Genomic DNA, 18,003 nt, shown 5'->3' on the forward strand with positions numbered 1-18,003 from the left:
CAACGTTTCAACGGGGTTGAACGATACGCTCGACGGGAGGGGGACGCATGGCCCCGAACTGCCTATCTTTTTGGATTATCCCAGGTTGAAGCATAGTTCAGAGCGAACTATTTTCGGGGCGCCGCGGGATGCGCCGGTATTTTCGGGGCGGTGTCGCTAGCTTGGCAGGGACGGCTCGCCCTCTTGGGAAGCGGTGCGCGCCGCTTCGATCTTCTCGAGTATTTCCTGGCGGTTATGCACTTCCAGCTTCGCGTAGATGTTGCGAACGTGAGCGCGCACCGTGTGGTACGACACCACCAGATCCTCGGCGATGCGCTCGTTGCTCCACCCTTTGACGAGCAGGAAGAACACCTCCTGCTCGCGTTTCGAGAGCTTCGTTTCGCCGGCGACGAGTGCCGAGGCCTCGCGGAAGGACAGTCCCGCTTTGACGTTCGGCCGATCGAACGTCTCGATGTCGGCGGGCAAATCTTCTTTGCGCATGAGGTACGAGGAGTACGCCGTCACCGGGAACCCGAACATGAAGTACGCGAAGCAGAGGAACCCGAGTCCCAGCAAGATCGTGGTGGAGGCGCTTTGGTTCGCGTAGACGAACGCGATGAGGTTCTGGGCAGCCCATCCCAGCGCGCTGCTGGCCGAGATCGTCCCCAGCACCACGCCGAAGGAGAAGCCCGCAGTGCGTCCGTGGATGCGCACGCCAGCCACCATGGCGCACCAAATAACCGGGAGCAGGGCGAGGTAGGCGATATCGGTGACCGTGCGCACGCCTTCGCCGCCGACGCCGGTCAGGGCCATCGTCATGGTGGCGAAGGACAGGCCCAGCCCCGCGAAGGCGTAGCATGCCCGGATGAACTTCAGCGACAGGCTTCCGCGCAGGGAGAAGGCGATGCCGACGACGGCGTAGGCCGCCATGAGCGCGACGGCGGGTTCGGCCCCCAGGTGGAAGTTCGCGGGCCCCGTTGACTGGCCGAGCCCCGTCGATCTGACGAACCCGATGGTGAAGAAGAACGCGGCGAGCCCGATGGCCATCTCGACGAACCGCACGCGAGCCTCTTCCGGCTCGAGCGCGCTCGTCTCGTCCAAACGGCGGGCGGGTTCGCTCGGCGCGCCCGGCGCGCTCGTGGGAACGACGAGCAGAAGGGCGGTCGCGCAGGGCATGAGCGAGAAGACCAGGGCCCCGCCCAATCCCGAAAGGCTCGTCGCGAGGAAGTACGCGAGAAACGTGAGCAGCCATGCGACGAGGAACAGGGAGAACGCGCGCGTGATCGTTTCGCCAGCATACGCGCGGCCGCACAGCAGCAACAGCCACGCGGCGAACGGGGAGGCGACGAGGGAGAGCGTCCCGGCGAGCCCGTCCGGAAGCGCGATGGTCGACGAGAGCGCGAGGGGGAGCGAACAGGCCGCCCAGACGACGCCGGAGGCGAGCGCCAGCGAGCGCTTGCGGGCGAGCCGGTCGAACGCGCCGCCTTTCCAGGCAGCGACCAGAAACACGGCGGCACCCGCCAACAACGCCGCCGGTGCGGCCGCGACGAGATAGCCCTTCCCCTCGAGAGGGTTGCACCAGCCGTTGCCGAAGGCGAGCCAGAACCACGCAAGCCAGGTCCCCAGGGCCATCTGGGGCGCGATGCCGCGCACGCCTCCGCATGCGACCCCGCCGTTGTCAGTACGCATCGACCATCCCCCTATATCATCCAAGTGCTTGAAAGCTGCATGATGCATTGCAGCATGCAGCCGGCCACGACCGAGGCGGCGAGAAGAAGGGCCAGGCTCCTCCTTTGCCGCTTCGCACCATCGCCTCCGCCCTTCGCGCGCGCTGTCCATATTCCGCACAGGACGGTTCCGACGAGGCCGAATACGAAGAACGCGATCCAGCAGGCCGTCACGGTCGCCGCCGTGGACGCATCCGGCATCACGACGATTCCCTGGGAGAGCTGCAGGATGAACGAGGCGGTAAACGCCGCGAACGCGAGGGATTGCAGCGCGCACACGATCACGGCGAGACGGCGCTCGAACGAGGTGGGCTCCTTCGCGTTCGCGTCGAGCTGGCAGGAGAGCGAGAACAGCACGTACCCCGTCGTGATCGCGTTCGTCACGAAGGCGATCGAATAGAGCAGCGTGCCTCGCTTCGACATGGCGCCCAGGTGCACCGTGTGATACAGCAGGTACGCGCACAGGGCGATCGACGTCACCGCGCCCACGGCGCAGACGATGCGGGTGGGCACGTCTCCTTCGCCCGGATTGAGCGTGGTCGCGAGATAGGCGACGACCATGCAGATGAGCAATAGGGAAAGGCCGGGTATCGAGACGATCTCCGAAAGGTTGAGGAACGCGCGGAGCGAGGCGAGCGGGCCCTCCGTCCCCGGTAGGGCGAGCGACCCGAAGCAAGCGCCGATGACCAGCAGGAACAAAGACCCGAGCGCGCTTTTGGGCAGGCCGATGTGGCGCGCGTTGCCCAGCTCCGACAGGGCGACGCACAGAAACATCGCGGCGCCTACGCTCACCAGGTAATCGCTCAATACGAATTCGATCTGCATAGGGGTCGCTTTCTCGATGGCGCCCGCGTCGCCGTCGATCGGACGGCTCGTGCCGGCGAACAACCATTATAGGAAACCGGCGGAAGGATATGCCCGAAGAATTTTCAGGTGGGGAAGCGGAGTTGCTTTGCCGCGGACGCAGCACGCCATCCTTCGGTTTGCTATTATGGGGCGATACGTTTGCATCGCTTGAGAAGGAAGTTCCATGTCGCTATCCATCGGTATCGTCGGCCTGCCGAACGTCGGCAAGTCCACGCTGTTCACGGCCCTCACGAACAAGGGCGGCCTTGCGGCCAACTACCCGTTCGCCACCATCGAGCCCAACGTGGGCGTCGTGCCCGTGCCCGATGCGCGGCTCGACCGCCTGGCCGAGATCGACCATCCCGCGCGCATCGTGCCGGCCACCGTCGAGTTCGTGGACATCGCGGGCCTCGTCGCGGGCGCCAGCCAGGGCGAGGGCCTCGGCAACCAGTTCCTCGCGAACATCCGCGAGACGGACGCCATCTGCGAGGTCGTGCGCTTCTTCGGCGATCCCGACGTGGTGCACGTCTCCGGCAAGGTGGACCCGCAAAGCGACGTGGAAACCATCAAGACCGAGCTGATCCTGGCCGACATGGGCACGCTGGAGAAGGCGCTGCCGCGTCTGGAGAAGGAAGCCAAGCGCGACAAGGCGGGCGCGGCGAAGGTGGCCGCGGCCAAGAAGGTGTACGAGGGGCTGAACGAGGGGCATCGCGCCCGCACGCTCGACCTCTCGGACGACGAGCGTGCGGCGCTGTACGACCTGCACCTGCTGACGATGAAGCCGATGCTTTACATCGCCAACGTCGACGAGGACCAGATGACGGCCGACCTGCCCGAGATCGACGGCTGCGCGCCGGTGCCCATCAGCGCGAAGGTGGAAGCCGACCTCGCCGAGCTCGATCCGGCCGAGGCGAAGGAGTACCTCGAGGCCATGGGGCTCGAGGAAGGGGGCCTCGCGCGCCTCATCCGGGAGGCGTACCACCTGCTGGGGCTGCAGTCGTACTTCACGAGCGGCGAGACCGAGACGCGCGCCTGGACCGTGCCCATCGGCGCGAAGGCGCCGCAGGCGGCCGGCGTCATCCACTCGGACTTCGAGCGCGGCTTCATCAAGGCCGAGACGGCGGCCTTCGCCGACTACTCCGAGCTGAACGGCGAGAAGGGCTGCCGCGACGCCGGCAAGCTGCGCCAGGAGGGCAAGGAGTACGTCGTCCAAGACGGCGACGTCATGCACTTCAAGTTCAACGTGTAGGGCTTGCCGGTGTCGCTCACGTAACGAACCCCCTTTGAACAGGGGGTTCGTTACGTTGCAGGTGCGTTTAGTGCATGCCGGGATATACGGCTCCGGTGGCGGGCGCGGGCGCGTCGTCGTCGCGATCGGGCGGGATCACGCCGAACTCGACCAGCAGCCCGTAGAGGTCGGTGCCCTTGATCTTCTCGATCCCCTCGTGCAGGGCCAGCTTCTCGAGGGGGTTCATCTCCATGTCGGTGATGGGCTTGCCGTCCCTGATGAGCGTGGTGGCGTTCAGCAGGTCGCGGATGTCGAACGCGCTGCCCCACACTTCGGGCACGCCGCGGTCGACGCCGCACAGCGTGTAGACCGCCTCCATGCCGGTGCGCATGGAGTATTCCGTGGTGAAGATGGTGTCGCGCGGCGTTTCGGCGAACTGGCCGATGAACGCGAAGTTCACCGCTCCTTCGGGCACGACGTCGGGGCGGTCGCCAGCGGCGCGCGGCATGAAGAACGCCGTGATGTAGGGCATCATGCACGGAACCGTGTTGGCGCTGTTCTCGGCGAGCTCTTCGATCTGCGATTCGGGAACGCCCAGGTGGTACAGCCATTCCATGCAGATTTCCTTGCCGGTGCATTCGCGCAGGGTCTTTTGCACGTAATTGCCGGGCACGTCGGTGAACAGGCCGTATATCCATCCGCACAGTTCGTTGTCGGGTTGGGCGCGGAACTGGGGCTGCCTGTTGAACGTCCAGCTCAAAAGCCAGTTCGAGTCTTTGGCGGTAACGATGCCTCCGGTTACGACGCCGCCCGAGAACGGGTTGCGGCGACAGATCTTCTCGATGTAGGGAACGATTCTCTCATCGAGCGTCGTGACGGTGGCGCTCATCCAATTGGACTTCTCCGGGTCGCCGATGAACTTCTCGGGATGTCCGAATGCCGGATCCTGCCGGGCGATGCGCCGCCACAGGTCGAAGCCGGTTCCCTTTTCCAGCACGGTGTTGAATTGCGCCGGCTCGTCCTGCGAGCCGAAGGACGAGTTGGCGACGCAGCTGCCGTTGGTGATGAACAGAAGGTCGTTGTCGGTGAGGTGGAAGGTTTTGTCCGCCCCCTCGCATATCGTCTGCACCTCGGTGGCTGCTTTGCGCTCCGGGGTGTTGGAGAACGTGACGTCCACGACCTCGGTGTTCAGGTGGATCTGCACGCCCTGGCCTTTCAGGTAGTTCACCATGGGCAAGATGAGGGATTCGAACTGGTTGTACCGGGTGAAGCGCAGCGCGCTGAAGTCGGGCAGGCCGCCGACGTGGTGCACGAAGCGCTGGATGTAGCGCTTCATCTCGAGCGCGCTGTGCCAGTTCTCGAAGCCGAACATGGTGCGCCAGTACAGCCAGAAGTTCGAATCGAGCACGTCGTCGGAGAAGTAGTCGGTGATGGCTTTGTCGTCGAGCTGCTCCTCGGGCGTGAAGAACAGGTTCATGATCTCCATGCACGCCTTGTCGGACAGGCCGAACTTGTTGTCGAGATCGGCATCCTCGCCTTGGTTGACCGTCGCGCGGCACAGGGAATAGTTGGGGTCGCGCTTGTTCAGCTGGTAGTAGTAATCGAGGATGCTCATGTTCTCGTCCTCGATGGAGGGGATGGATCGGAACAGGTCCCACATCACCTCGAAGTGGTTGTCCATCTCGCGTCCGCCGCGCATGGTGAACCCGATCTGCGGATACTCCCATCCGTCGCAGGCGCCGCCCGGCTCGGCGTCGCGCTCGAACAGGTGCACGCGCGAGCCGTCCATCTGGGCGTCCCTGATCAGGTAGCATGCGGCCGTCAAGCCCGCCAGCCCGGTGCCGACGATGTAGGCCGATTTGTCCTCGATGCCCTCCGGCTTTGCCGGGCGGGCGAACGCTTCGTAGTTTCCGCTGGAATAGTACACGAGCTCTCCAATCTCTCGACGTGGGGGTACGGCCCCATTGTGATGCGGGGCGCCCTCGGGCGAAGAGAACGTACCGAGCTGATGGCGTTTCGTATGGAAGGGGTCATGTGGGGCGACCCTGTTCCAGAACGTCGTTCACTTTTCCTTGACGCGCTCTTGAATCGGGGGTTGCGCTGCAGAATTCCGAAGCGATAGGGTAAACTAATTATGATTTGTGTAAAAAATGCACGTGATTGTCTTTCAGGGAGGATACGGGATGGCTTACAAGGGGACTAGGACGACAACTGGCGTGCTTGCCACCAGGCTTTGCGCTTCGCTGCTCGTCGCTGCGGCTCTGGTGCTGGCAATGAGCGCCTTCGCGTACGCTGCGGACGATGGCGAGCCGACCGGACGAGCGAACGGGAATGCTTCAGCCGTCGAAGGCAACGGCGGGGCTGCGCTTGCGGGCGGAGAGGAGGCATCCGTCTGCACGGTGACCTTCGGCGAGGCTGGATCGATCAAGGTGGCGAAGGGCGGTACCGTTGCTGCGGAGGACATCCCGAATCCCGGCAAAACGGAAGTGGATTACTTTGGGCTGACGGCTGACGCGAACTTTCTAGGATGGAAGGCGTCCTACTCTTCGGATCTTTCGAAGCGAAGCGTCTACCCGTGGCGCATCGGCCTCTACGATGCTCCGGAAAACGATCCTGACGTATCGAAGAACCTCGAAGGCATCTTCTCCTCTTCGACCGTTGTCGAAGGCGATGTGAACCTTCAGCCCGTATACGCCGTCCCTCTCTACCGAGTCGACGTTTCCATACAGGATAGCACCGGTTCAAGCAGCTCCTACCCGCCGACGAACCTTGCCATTCCGGCAGGAAGGGGCTACTCGGTTTCCGACAGCCCTTCGTTCCAGAAATACGCGGAGCAGTATCTCGGGGGCACCGAGGACCGGGTCTTCGAAGGCTACTATCGTCTCAAGGATGGTTCGAGCCTCGGCGAACCGTATGATGTGCAAGCACCCGTTACTGCCGATGAGAACATATGCGCCGTGTTCAAAGGCTCGAACGCCGATGTCGAGATCCCCGTTGCGGGCGATGCGGGAGTCAAGGCGCAGGGCACTTTGAACGGGTCGAATATTCCCGATGGGGCAACGGTCGCTTTGAGCGCGGCCGAGCTCACCTCGGGCACGGCCTACGATGAGCTTGTCGCGGCAATGGGGTCGGGAACGTTCGCCGGCGTGTTCGAGGTCAATCTGTCTGCCGACGGCATTGCCCTTCACGAGGGCTTTGGCAGCCTTATGCTGTCCTTCCCGGTCGGCGAAGAGGCTAACGGGCATTGGGTGACCGTGTGGCATCGGCTCAACGACGGACACCTCCTTTCCAACCGCGTTATCGCCAAAGACGGCATGGTCACTATCACGGTGACGAGCCTGTCCGCGTTCGCGCTTGAAGTGGGGGAGCTGGCTGAGGATCCCGCCCCGATCGACCCTGCGGATACAACGCCCGTTGCTTCGGTTAAGCCGGTACCTTCGGCTGCTCCGCTCGCTTCTACCGGTGATCCGCTTTCGGTTTCCGGGGTCGTTATGCTGGGGTTGGCGGTTGTCGTTTGCGCCGGAATCGCCGTCTTCGCTGCGCGCACCCTTGCCGGCAAGCGGAAGTGATCCGACGAAAGGGCCGTGTTCGTAGGCGGCCTGTAAACGCACTGCGATGATGAACAACCAGCCTTCGAGCTGGTTGTTCCTCTTTGGCGGGTGCTGCTGGCTCCTGTCGGGCCCCGCTCCTGCCGCTCCGGTGCGAATACCTCTATGCTAAACTGGGGAAGCAAACGACGCGTACGAGCTGTGCGAGAAGGGGTTGCGGGCATGAACGACTTTATCGAGGCGTTGACGAGCGGCGGCAGAAGCCCGGAGCTGCCCGAGGAGGACGACTATTTCGGCAAGCTCGTCGGCAGCTGGAAGCTCGACTACGTCGATCGCAACCTGTCGTGCTCGGTCGAGGGCGAGTGGATATTCTCCTGGGCGCTTGAGGGCATGGCGATCCAGGACGTGATCATCCTGCCATCGCGCGGGACGAGAACCGAGCTCGCGCACCCGCTGGCCGAATACGGCACGTCCCTTCGCGTCTACAACCCCGCCACCCGCGCGTGGGACGTCGCCTACGGCTACACGGGCAAGATCATCAGGCTCGAGGCGAGGAGGCAGGACGGCATGATCGTCCTGACGAACATCGACGACGAGCGACGGAAATGGGTGTTCGTCACCATCGAAGACGACCGTTTCCATTGGCAGAACATCACCGTGCAAGACGATGGCGCCTGGCACGTGAACGCGGACATCTACGCCGAGCGCGCATAGGCGCGCATGATCGGGGAACGGGAGGAATCGATGGACGAGATCGGGAAGCTGGGCTTCGGGTTCATGAGGCTGCCCGTCGTCGAGCGCGACGGCGGCAAGGAGATCGACGTCGAGCAGGTCAAGGAGATGGTCGACCTGTTCATGGACGCGGGCTTCACCTACTTCGACACGGCGCGCGGCTACCATAACGGCCGGTCGGAGGCGGCGCTGCGCGAGGCCGTCGTCGAGCGCTACCCGCGCGAATCGTTCCAGGTGGCCACGAAGCTGCCGGCGTGGCTCGCGGAAAACGCCGACCATGCGCGCGCCATGTTCGACAAGTCGCTGCGCGAGACTCAGGCGGGCTACTTCGACAACTTCCTGCTGCACAACCTGGGCGAGGAGCGCACGCGCCTGTTCGACGACTTCGGCCTGTGGGACTTCCTGCACGAGAAGAAGGAAGCCGGGCTCATCCGCAACCTGGGCTTCTCCCTGCACGACAAGGCGGCCGTGCTCGAGGAGGTGCTCGAGGCCCATCCCGAGGTGGATTTCGTGCAGCTGCAGATCAACTACGCCGACTGGGAAAGCGAGACCATCGAATCGCGCGCGTGCTACGAGGTGGCGCGCGCCCACGGGCTGCCCGTCGTGGTGATGGAGCCCATCAAGGGCGGCTCGCTCGTGCACCTGCCGCAGGATGCGGCAGACGTGCTGGGCGCCGTGAACCCGGACGCGTCGCTGCCTTCCTGGGCGCTGCGCTTCGTCGCGTCGCTGCCGGGCGTGCTCACCGTGCTGTCGGGCATGTCCACGCCCGACCAGGTGCGCGAGAACGTGGCCATCATGAACGGCTTCGAGCCGCTGAGCCGGGTGGAGGACGAGGCGCTCGCGCGGGTGCGCGCCATCCTCGGCGGGGTGGACACCGTGCCGTGCACCGACTGCCGCTACTGCCTGAAGAACTGCCCGCAGGGCGTGCGCATCCCCGCGGCCCTCGCGTCGCTCAACATCCTGGAGCTGTACCACGACGCGTACCGCGCGCAGGAGAACTACGACTGGAACGCGTCGGGCGGTCCCGCGTCGACGTGCATCGGCTGCGGCGCATGCGAGAGCGTGTGCCCGCAGCACATCGAGATCGTGAAGGAGCTCGGGCGCGCCGCCGAGCTGTTCGAGAAGAAGCCCGCATGACGGCGACGGGTCCCGGGCAGGACGTGGGCGTCGAGGCGCTCGACGCGTTTTTCGCGCGCACGCCGCGCTTGGCCGTGGCGTTCTCGGGCGGGTGCGACTCCTCGTTTCTGCTGGCCGCCGCGCTGCGCGCCGGATGCGACGTGAAGGCCTACGGCGTGCGGACGGCGTTCCAGCCCGCCTTCGAGATCGACGACGCGCGCCGGCTGGCGCGCGAGCTGGGCGCCGAGTTCGAGCTGATCGACGCCGACGTGCTGGCGCAGGGCGGGATATGCGCGAACGGCCCCGACCGGTGCTACCGGTGCAAGACGTTCATCTTCTCCACCATCCTCGCCCACATGGCGCAGGACGGCTTCGAGGTGCTGGCCGACGGCACGAACGTCACGGACGATCCGGCGAACCGCCCCGGCTTCCAGGCGCTCGCCGAGCTGGGCGTGGTGTCGCCGCTGCGCCGCGCGGGCATGACGAAAGACGCCGTGCGCGCCGCGTCGCGCGAGCTGGCGCTGTTCACGGCCGACAAGCCCAGTTTCTCGTGCGTGGCCGTGCACGTGGGGGCGGGCCGGGCGATCACGGCCGAGGCGCTCGCCGAGACGGCCGCGCGCCTCGGCATCGAGGGCGGGAAGCGGCCGTGAGCGCGAGCCGGCCTGCCGGGCGCTTCGTCCTCGAGACCGAGCGGCTGGTTCTGCGCGAGATGGACCAAGGCGACTTCGCCGCCCTCTGCGCCATCCTCCAGGACGAGGAGGCCATGTACGCCTACGAGGGCGCGCTGCCGGACGACGAGGCGCAGGCGTGGCTCGACCGCCAGCTGGAGCGCTACGCGCGCGACGGCTTCGGGCTGTGGGCGGTCGTGCTCAAGGAGACCGGCGCCATGATCGGCCAATGCGGGTTGACCTACCAGGATGCCGACGGCGTGCGCGTCGTGGAGGTGGGCTACCTGTTCCAGCGGGCGTTCTGGCATCGCGGCTTCGCCTGCGAGGCGGCGCGGGCCTGCCGCGACCACGCGTTCGACACCGTGGGCGTCGAACGCGTGTACTCGATCATCCGCGACACGAACCTTCCCTCGCAGCGGGTGGCGCGCCGTCTCGGCATGGAGCCGGAGGGTTCCATCGTCAAGCGCTACCGAGGCGTGGACATGCCGCACCTCGTGTTCTCCGTCGCGCGCGCCGAGCGCGGCGACGCTACTCGAACCGGCTGACGAAGCCCTCGACGGCTTCGAGACATTCCCGAGGATGCGTGACGTTCGCGATGTGGGGCGCGCCTTGGATGAGCGTCCACTCGCAGCCGGGGATGAGGTCGACGCCCTCCTTGACGACGAGCGGCGTCCCCTCGTCGTCGGTGCCGGACAGCGCCATGCACGGCACCTTGATGCCCTTCACGCCCTCGCGGACGTCCCAATCCTTCATCTTGCCGGTGACCACGAACTCGCTCGCGCCCTGCATGACCTGGTAGCATTCGCCCACGCCGGCGAACGTGTCGTTGATGTAGTCGGGGTAGTCCTTCTCGTAGAGGCCCACCACGTGGCGCTTGTAGTACTCGTCGTAGGCGGCTTTGGCCTCGGGCGTGTCGTAGTCGCCGGTGCGCTCGGCCTCGGCGATGGCGCGCTGCATGTCCTCGGGCAGGTACTTGATCAGGCGGTTCGCCTCGGAGAGCCAGGTGGCGATGCGCACGGGGGAGGAGTTGATGACGAACGAGTTCACGCCGGCGTCGTCCTTCATCATGCAGAGCATGCCCAGCATGCCGCCCCAGGAGTTGCCGAACAGGTGGATGTCGTCCAGCCCGAGCGCTTCGCGCACCGCGTAGAACTCGTCCACCCAGAGATCGTAGGCGTAGAAGTCGTCCTCCTGGTGAGGGATCGCCGATTTGCCGCAGCCGATCTGGTCGTAGAACACGATCTGGCGGCCGTACCGGTCGGCCATGTCGGCGTACGGCAGCAGGTAGTTGTGGCAGTCGCCGGGGCCTCCGTGGAGCATGAGCAGGGTTTTCTTGCCTGGCTCGTTTTCGCCGACGATCTTGCAGTAGGTTTTGAAGCCGCGGTAGTCCACGTACTCTTCGCGGATGTTCGCCATGAAAAGCTCCTTCCGATCGGCGGTGGCCGATGCGGGTGCGCCGGCTCCGTTGTCCACGCGATCAGTATGGGCGCACCGGTGCGATTATGCAACGGTGCGCCGCGCGGCGGCGTATACTGTCGAGCAAAGCCGTATCGTTCGCTGAGAGGGAGTTGCCATGTCCGCTTACGTTTTCACGCATGCCACCGTGCTCGACGGCACCGAGCGCATGGAGCCGCAGCCCAACATGACCGTCGTCGTGGACGGGGGCCGCATTGTCCGCGTGGGTCCCACGTCCACCACGGTGGGGCCGATGGGCGCGCGCGAGATCGACCTCGCCGGGGCGTTCCTGGCGCCGGGCCTGGTGAACCTGCATGTGCACCTGTGCGGATCGGGCAAGCCGACGAGCGCCGGGGCGGCCGGCGATCTCATCGACAAGGTGGTGGGCAACCCGCTGGGCAGGTGGTACCTGCGCCGCACGCTCAAGGCGCACGCGCAGCAGCAGCTGGCCAGCGGCGCGACCACCGTGCGCTCGGTGGGCGACCCCGGGTTCGCCGACGTGGACGTGCGCGACGCCATCGACGCGGGGAAGTACCCCGGCCCGCGCCTGGTCACGTCGGGCGTGGGCGTCACGGTGCCGGGCGGTCACGGCGCGGGGCTGTTCGCGCACGTCGCGTCCACGCCCGAGGAGGCGCGCGATATCGTGCGCACCTGCTTCGCGCGCAAGTGCGACCTGGTGAAGCTGTTCATCACGGGCGGCGTGTTCGACGCCGAGGTGGAGGGCGAGCCGGGCGTGCTGCGCATGGCGCCCGAGATCGCGCAGGCCGCCTGCGACGAGGCGCGGAAGCTGGGCCTGCGCACCGCCGCGCACATCGAGAGCGCCGAGGGCGTGCGCGTGGGCCTCGAGGCCGGCGTGGACACCATCGAGCACGGCGCCGCGCTGGACGACGAGCTGGTGGCCCTGTTCAAGCGCAACGGCGCCGGGCGCGCCTCGTCGCTGACGTGCACCATCTCGCCGGCATTGCCGTTCGTGGAGCTCGACCCCGAGAAGACGCACTCCACCGAGGTGCAGAAGGTGAACGGCCGCATCGTCTACGAGGGCATCGTGCAGGCTGCGAAGCAGGCGCTGGCGGCGGGGATTCCCGTGGGGATCGGCACCGACTCGTCGTGCCCCTACATCACGCAGTACGATATGTGGCGCGAGGTGGTGTACTTCGAGCGCATCGTGGGCGCCTCGCGCCAGCTGGCGCTGCACACCGCGACGCTCGGCAACGCGCGCATTCTCGGGTTGGGCGACGAGACGGGCTCCATCGAGGTGGGGAAGGCGGCCGACCTCATCGTGCTCGACGCGAACCCGCTGGACAACCTGGAGGCGCTGCGCGACGTCCGCATGGTCATGGCCCGCGGCGTCCTCGACGAGCATCCCCGCGTCAAGCACCTGGCCGAGCTGGACGCCGAGCTGGACGGGTTTTTGCCGCGAGGGTGAAGCGGCCGAAGGCTGACGATCAACGCGGCGGGACGAAGGGCGGGCAGGCTCCTCCGCGGTCGATGAGCGTGGCGTCGGCCAGCAGGGCGTGGGCCGCCTCGAGCGTGGACGTGCCGGCTGCGCGGCGTAGCTCGAGGCGTCCTCGGCATCGGCGGCGCTGCCGAGGAGCGAGTAGCGCGGCCGGTACGCCGTCTTGGCGTGGCGGTTGTGCAGCGCTGCTATGTCGAGTCGTTTCTCGGGTGCGTTCCCTTTCTGATCCGAACACGATCATGCGGCGCGTTTTGTCGCGAGATGCGTGAAAAACATGGTACCGGAGGGAGAGGTCGCGGAATTCGTCGCCGATCTCACGCGCATCGTGCGCGAACCGCACGCGGATCTCATGCGAATCTAACGCGGATCCAACGTGCAGCACGCTCGAATCCAGCGCGAATCCCACGCGATACTCACGCGAATCCAACGCGGATTTGATGTGAAAAATACCTTATGAACTGGGGAAACTTTTACTTCACAGGAAGCGTCCGACGGACTAGAATCATGCTCGTCAGCGGTGTCCGTTTCCGGCGGGTGATGCCTTCGAAAGGAGGTGAAGCCCTATGGATAGTTTCAATCTGATCGCAGGACTTTGTTCCATCGTGTCATGTGCAATGGCCGTTTGCGACTGGTTGCAGCGAAAGCGGAAGGCGTCGAAGCAACAGAAAGGACGGCGGGAGTCCTAGTCCCTAACCGTCCCTGAAACGAACCGGCGTCACCCGCCCGGACTTCCAAACCCGCGGGCACCGCTGACAACCCGCATTATACACGCTTCCCGTCGGCGCGCAAGACGGGTTCGCGGGAGGATGCGGTATCATGGGAAGCACGAAACGCGGCCGAGAATCGGCGGGGAGGAAGCAGCAGTGACGGATCTATCGCAGGCGCGCCAAGCGCTCAAACAGCACTTCGGTTACGAGGCGTTCCGACCGGGCCAAGAGGGCGTGGTGGAGGCGGTGCTCGCCGGCCGCGACGCGCTGGCGGTCATGCCCACGGGCGCGGGCAAGTCGGTGTGCTACCAGGTGCCCGGCGTGGTCATGGACGGCCTTGCGATCGTGGTGAGCCCGCTCGTGTCGCTCATGGGCGACCAGGTGCGCGCCCTGCTCGACGCGGGCATCCGCGGCGCCTTCCTCAATTCCACGCTCACGCCCGGACAGCAGTCCACGGTGCTGCACCGCGCGCTCGAGGGCCGGTACGACATCATGTACGTCGCACCCGAGCGCCTGGCCGACCCGCGGTTCGTCGAGTTCGCGCAAACGGCGCACATCCCGCTCGTCGCCGTGGACGAGGCGCACTGCGTGTCGCAGTGGGGCCAGGACTTCCGTCCATCGTACCTGACCGTCGGCGATTTCATCGCGCAGCTGCCCGTGCGGCCCGTCGTGGCGGCGTTCACGGCCACGGCCACCGCGCGCGTCCGCGCCGACATCGTGCGCCTGCTCGACCTGCGCGATCCCTACGAGGTGGTCACCGGGTTCGACCGCCCGAACCTGTACTTCGGCGTGGAGCGCCTCGATCCGAAGCGCAAGATCGCGCGCATCGCGTCCTACGCGCTCGAGCACGCCGACGACAGCGGCATCGTGTACTGCTCCACGCGCAAGGATACCGACAAGGTGCATGCCGCGCTGCTCGAGGCCGGTATCCGCGCCGCGCGTTACCATGCGGGCATGCCGGCGTCCGCGCGCACCGAGAGCCAGCGCGCGTTCATCGCCGACGACGCGCCCGTGATGGTGGCCACCAACGCGTTCGGCATGGGCATCGACAAGTCGAACGTGCGCTACGTGATCCATCACAACATGCCCGGCAGCATCGAGGCGTACTACCAGGAAGCCGGCCGCGCCGGCCGCGATGGCGAGCCTTCCACCTGCCTTCTGTACTGGAGCGACGGCGACGTGTCCACCTGTCGCTTCTTCATCGAGCAGGAGTCGGGCAACGAGGAGCTCTCGACCGAGGAGGCCGACGCCGTGCGCGCGTCGCGTCGCCGCCTGCTGGCGGCCATGACCGGGTACTGCCATACCACGGGCTGCCTGCGCCGCTACATCCTCGACTATTTCGGCGAGGACGCGGGCGCGCCGAGCGCCGTCGGCTCGGAGACGCCCGACGAGGGGTGCGCCAACTGCTCGAACTGCGCGGGCGAGTTCGAAGCGATGGACGTCACCGACACCGCGCTCGCGGCGATGCGCTGCGTGCAGGAGCTGCGCGGGCGCTTCGGCAAGGGCATGGTGGTGGACGTGCTGCGCGGGTCGCAGAACGCGAAGCTGCTCGACATGCACCTCGACGAGGCCGCGTGCTACAACACGGTGAACGTGCCCGCCGCGCAGGTGAAGGAAGTGATCGAGCTGTTGGCGGCGGACGGTTACCTGCTCATCACCGAGGGGTCGTACCCGGTGGTGGGCTTGGGGCCGCGTGCGCGCGAGGCCGCCGAAGAGGGGTTCAGCCTGTCGATGAAGCGCGTACGGCGATTGCCCGAGCGCGCCCGCGGCTCGGCGGGCGGCGGTCACGTGTTCGGCTCGTCGGGCGCACCGGCGGGCGATGCCGATCCCGAGCTGTTCGAGCGTCTGCGCACGCTGCGCAAGCGCTTGGCCGACGAGGCGGGCAAGCCTCCCTACATCGTGTTCTCGGATGCGGCGCTGCGCGACATGTGCGCGAAGAAGCCGGCGACCGACGAGGAGTTCCTGGAGGTCAGCGGCGTGGGCGCCACGAAGCTCGCCCGCTACGGGGAGGATTTCCTGTCCGAGATCGCGGAGTACGAAAAGGAGCGCGCGGGGAGGGAGTGAGGCGCGCCCGCACCGTGGCGCGGACGCGGGCTTGCGGGAGGCGGGACATGTCCCGCGCCGATTCGCGACGGCCGCGACGTGCGATCGGCGCGGCGGGGGAGGCTTTGCTCCCGAATCTTCCGCCGCGCCATGAAAGGACGAACCCTCCTACTTCCCCTTGATCGCCTTCGCGATATCCTCGGCCGACGATCCCAGGCCGTCGCTCAACGAGGAGGGGACGGTCACCACGGTGCCGCCCGACTTCTTGATGCTCTCGTACAGCAGGTGCATGGTCCTGATCTTGAGCGCCGCGTCGTTCTTCTCGTACACGTCGCTCGCGTTCGCGATCATCTCGGAGATGTCCTCCTCGGCGCTGGCCAGCACGAGGCGCGCGTTCTTCTCGCGCTCGGCCTGGGCTTCCAGCGACATGACCTCCTGCAGCTCGGCGGGAATCACGATGTCGCGCACCTTCACCGACAGGATGGCGATGCCCCACGGCTCCGTCTCCTCCTCGATGACCGTCTTCAGCTCCTTGTCCAGCTGCTCGCGCGACAGCGCAACCTCGGCCACGCTCATGCGGCCGATGGCGTCGCGCATAGCGGTCTGCGCGATGTAGAGCACGGCCTGGCTGTAGTTCTCCACCTCGATGCACGCCGCCTTCGCATCCCATACCATCCAGAACAGCACGGCGTCGATGTCCACCGGCACGAGGTCGGAGGTGAGCGTTTTCTCGGCGCCGAACGGGGTGGACACCGTGCGCATGTCGACGTGGCACGCCGCCTGCTCGATGACGGGGATGGTGAAGATGAGCCCCGGCCCGGCCACGCGGTTGAACGCGCCGAAGCGGCAGATGACCACGCGCTCCCACTCCATGGCGATGTGGACGGTCATGGCCAGCCCCACGGCCACGAGGGCGGCGATGGCCAGCACCCACGGGTTCATCAGCCCGAGGCCGAACCACGCCACCAGCAGCAGGGCCGCGAACACCGCCGCGGCCAGCACGATGGAGAACAGCACGGCGCCGTTCTTCGTGGCCTTGGAGGGGAGGTACGGCGCGGAGGCCGACTCGACGAGCGCCGATTCCCCCAGCGTGCGCCTCTGATTCGCAAGTTTGCTCGTTCTCGTGTTCATAGCTTCCTCCATGCAGGTAGATGAAACGAGCGCGGCGCTCTACGCGTCGGCCCGGAATCCGTCGAGCGCTTTCGCGAAGCGCTTCTCCACGTCGTCGACGGTCATGCCCAGCTCGAGGCACTGGCGGATGCCCTCGACGAGGATGACGTCCCCCGACGTGGCCTCGCCGTCCGCATCCTCGGTCTTGCTGACGAACGCCCCGCGCCCGCGCTTCGAACTGATATAGCCGTCGTGCTCGAGGCTCGTGTACACCTTGTTGACCGTGTGGTAGTTGACGTTGATGTCGGCGGCGAGGGCGCGCACCGTGGGAAGGCGGTCGCCGTTCTTGTAGTGGCCGGAGTCGATGAGGTACATGAGCCGATTGCGCACCTGCACCCATATAGGGATGCCGCTCGCATCGTCCACCTCGATCAGGGCCACGTTCTCACCTCGTTCATCCTCGTCCATGGTTCACCAACCCGATCATGCCGTGCATGGTCTATACGAATTGTACGTTGACTATGCAGTATCGGAGGAAAAAACCACCGACCAGCACAAAAGGCACGGCAACCGCCACGAGCGACGATGCGCCGGTGGCCGCGAACGCGGCGTCCAGCGCAAGCGGCAACACGAGGCCGACGCCGACGAACCCGATCCAGAACACCCATGCCTCCGGTCCCCACAGCAGCGTCTCCACCGCCGCGCCTTGCCCCTGCACGCCGGCCGCGAGGGCCAGGTACGCGACCAGCACGACCGCCTCGCAGGCGATGAGCGCGGCGTCGGCGCGCGAAAGCGTCCGCATGAGGCGCCCCGCCGCGGCGGCCTCGGGCCACGTCCCGGCCAGCGCGCAGGCCGCGCCCACCGACAGCGACGAGCAGGCGAACAGCACGGGCAACAGCGGGCTGCCCCACAGCGGGATGAACCCGATCTGCGCGAGCAGCACGCCGGTGTACACCATCGTGGCCGTGCCGCACGTCACGGCGGCGACTTCGAGCGCCTTGATGAGCGCAAGCGGCGTGCGCGCGCTGCCGAACAGCGCGATGGCGCCCAACGCCACGGTGCAGGCGACGGTGGCGCTCAGCACGTACGAGCCGAACGTCAGCACCGACGCGGTGGGGTAGAGCAGCACGTACAGGAACCGCTCGGGGTGCGCGAGGTCGAGCAGCAGGCACAGAGTGCCCAGCACGAGCGCCCCGCCGGCGAAGAGGTAGCCGCGCACGAAGAACGGCGTTGAAAGCTCCTGCGTCCAGGCGAGCCGTTCGCGCCCGGGGCGCTTCGACCAGCGCCCGAACAGGAGGTCGCACAGCGCCAGCACCGTGACGGCGCCGGCTCCGCCCCCTCCGAGGAACAGGTACCAGATGATGGAATCGCTGAACAAGGGCGTCCGC

At 66.3% G+C, this 18,003-nt stretch carries 15 protein-coding genes; 8 read left to right on the forward strand and 7 right to left on the reverse strand.

Annotated features, from left to right (window positions below):
• Positions 1–156: 156 nt before the first annotated feature.
• On the reverse strand, positions 157–1,668 hold the full coding sequence (locus GS424_RS05315; protein ID WP_160943104.1) for a response regulator transcription factor: 1,512 nt from the start codon (positions 1,666–1,668) through the stop codon (positions 157–159).
• An 11-nt stretch (positions 1,669–1,679) separates the two neighbouring features.
• Positions 1,680–2,531 (reverse strand): hypothetical protein, encoded by an 852-nt coding sequence (locus GS424_RS05320; protein WP_160943103.1) that lies wholly within the window; start codon positions 2,529–2,531, stop codon positions 1,680–1,682.
• 205 nt (positions 2,532–2,736) lie between these two features.
• On the opposite strand from GS424_RS05320, the gene ychF reads away from it, so the two are divergent.
• Entirely contained in the window at positions 2,737–3,801 is a 1,065-nt protein-coding gene (gene ychF / locus GS424_RS05325; protein ID WP_160943102.1) for a redox-regulated ATPase YchF, read from the forward strand.
• Between the two features lie 67 nt (positions 3,802–3,868).
• Here the strand turns inward: ychF and GS424_RS05330 are convergent, their stop codons facing one another.
• A complete protein-coding gene (locus GS424_RS05330) occupies positions 3,869–5,707 on the reverse strand; it encodes an oleate hydratase (protein ID WP_160943101.1) in 1,839 nt (612 codons plus the stop codon).
• 256 nt (positions 5,708–5,963) lie between these two features.
• Here GS424_RS05330 and GS424_RS05335 point away from each other — a divergent pair, with 256 nt between their 5' ends.
• The 5 genes from GS424_RS05335 (at position 5,964) to GS424_RS05355 (ending at position 10,389) form a co-directional block, all read left to right on the forward strand.
• Positions 5,964–7,349 carry a hypothetical protein gene (locus GS424_RS05335; protein ID WP_160943100.1) on the forward strand — a complete coding sequence of 462 codons (1,386 nt, stop codon included), beginning with the start codon at positions 5,964–5,966 and terminating at the stop codon, positions 7,347–7,349.
• 201 nt (positions 7,350–7,550) lie between these two features.
• Complete coding sequence (locus GS424_RS05340; protein ID WP_160943099.1) at positions 7,551–8,042, forward strand: hypothetical protein; 492 nt, start codon at positions 7,551–7,553, stop codon at positions 8,040–8,042.
• 30 nt (positions 8,043–8,072) lie between these two features.
• Complete coding sequence (locus GS424_RS05345) at positions 8,073–9,197, forward strand: aldo/keto reductase (RefSeq protein ID WP_160943098.1); 1,125 nt, start codon at positions 8,073–8,075, stop codon at positions 9,195–9,197.
• Positions 9,194–9,826, forward strand: a complete 633-nt coding sequence (larE, locus tag GS424_RS05350; protein WP_160943097.1) for an ATP-dependent sacrificial sulfur transferase LarE — start codon at positions 9,194–9,196, stop codon at positions 9,824–9,826. The genes GS424_RS05345 and larE overlap by 4 nt, the downstream gene beginning before the upstream one ends.
• Positions 9,823–10,389, forward strand: a complete 567-nt coding sequence (locus tag GS424_RS05355; protein ID WP_160943096.1) for a GNAT family N-acetyltransferase — start codon at positions 9,823–9,825, stop codon at positions 10,387–10,389. Before larE ends, GS424_RS05355 begins: the two co-directional genes overlap by 4 nt.
• Here the strand turns inward: GS424_RS05355 and GS424_RS05360 are convergent.
• On the reverse strand, positions 10,373–11,260 hold the full coding sequence (locus GS424_RS05360; RefSeq protein WP_160943095.1) for a proline iminopeptidase-family hydrolase: 888 nt from the start codon (positions 11,258–11,260) through the stop codon (positions 10,373–10,375). The genes GS424_RS05355 and GS424_RS05360 overlap by 17 nt on opposite strands.
• Before the next feature lie 157 nt (positions 11,261–11,417).
• Between GS424_RS05360 and GS424_RS05365 the strand changes: the two genes are divergently transcribed.
• Positions 11,418–12,725 (forward strand): amidohydrolase family protein, encoded by a 1,308-nt coding sequence (locus GS424_RS05365; RefSeq protein ID WP_160943094.1) that lies wholly within the window; start codon positions 11,418–11,420, stop codon positions 12,723–12,725.
• A gap of 893 nt (positions 12,726–13,618) precedes the next feature.
• Entirely contained in the window at positions 13,619–15,526 is a 1,908-nt protein-coding gene (gene recQ / locus GS424_RS05370; RefSeq protein WP_160943093.1) for a DNA helicase RecQ, read from the forward strand.
• 147 nt (positions 15,527–15,673) lie between these two features.
• Here the strand turns inward: recQ and GS424_RS05375 are convergent, their stop codons facing one another.
• The 3 genes from GS424_RS05375 to nrfD are packed head-to-tail and all read right to left on the reverse strand — an operon-like array spanning position 15,674 to position 17,993.
• The gene (locus GS424_RS05375) at positions 15,674–16,636 is read right to left on the reverse strand and encodes a slipin family protein (RefSeq protein ID WP_160943092.1); all 963 of its coding nucleotides are present in this window, start codon (positions 16,634–16,636) and stop codon (positions 15,674–15,676) included.
• 39 nt (positions 16,637–16,675) lie between these two features.
• Entirely contained in the window at positions 16,676–17,056 is a 381-nt protein-coding gene (locus tag GS424_RS05380) for a GntR family transcriptional regulator (RefSeq protein WP_160943091.1), read from the reverse strand.
• A gap of 58 nt (positions 17,057–17,114) precedes the next feature.
• Positions 17,115–17,993, reverse strand: a complete 879-nt coding sequence (gene nrfD / locus GS424_RS05385) for an NrfD/PsrC family molybdoenzyme membrane anchor subunit (protein WP_160943090.1) — start codon at positions 17,991–17,993, stop codon at positions 17,115–17,117.
• Positions 17,994–18,003: the final 10 nt, after the last annotated feature.

The sequence above is a fragment of the Eggerthella guodeyinii genome (genome assembly GCF_009834925.2).
GTDB classification, from domain to species: Bacteria; Actinomycetota; Coriobacteriia; order Coriobacteriales; family Eggerthellaceae; genus Eggerthella; species Eggerthella guodeyinii.

Coding starts and splice junctions, on each gene's coding strand:
- larE (WP_160943097.1), top strand. CDS start 9,194: ATGACGGCGACGGGTCCCGGGCAGGACGTGGGCGTCGAGGCGCTCGAC.
- GS424_RS05320 (WP_160943103.1), bottom strand. CDS start 2,531: ATGCAGATCGAATTCGTATTGAGCGATTACCTGGTGAGCGTAGGCGCC.
- GS424_RS05345 (WP_160943098.1), top strand. CDS start 8,073: ATGGACGAGATCGGGAAGCTGGGCTTCGGGTTCATGAGGCTGCCCGTC.
- GS424_RS05335 (WP_160943100.1), top strand. CDS start 5,964: ATGGCTTACAAGGGGACTAGGACGACAACTGGCGTGCTTGCCACCAGG.
- GS424_RS05340 (WP_160943099.1), top strand. CDS start 7,551: ATGAACGACTTTATCGAGGCGTTGACGAGCGGCGGCAGAAGCCCGGAG.
- GS424_RS05365 (WP_160943094.1), top strand. CDS start 11,418: ATGTCCGCTTACGTTTTCACGCATGCCACCGTGCTCGACGGCACCGAG.
- GS424_RS05315 (WP_160943104.1), bottom strand. CDS start 1,668: ATGCGTACTGACAACGGCGGGGTCGCATGCGGAGGCGTGCGCGGCATC.
- GS424_RS05360 (WP_160943095.1), bottom strand. CDS start 11,260: ATGGCGAACATCCGCGAAGAGTACGTGGACTACCGCGGCTTCAAAACC.
- GS424_RS05375 (WP_160943092.1), bottom strand. CDS start 16,636: ATGAACACGAGAACGAGCAAACTTGCGAATCAGAGGCGCACGCTGGGG.
- ychF (WP_160943102.1), top strand. CDS start 2,737: ATGTCGCTATCCATCGGTATCGTCGGCCTGCCGAACGTCGGCAAGTCC.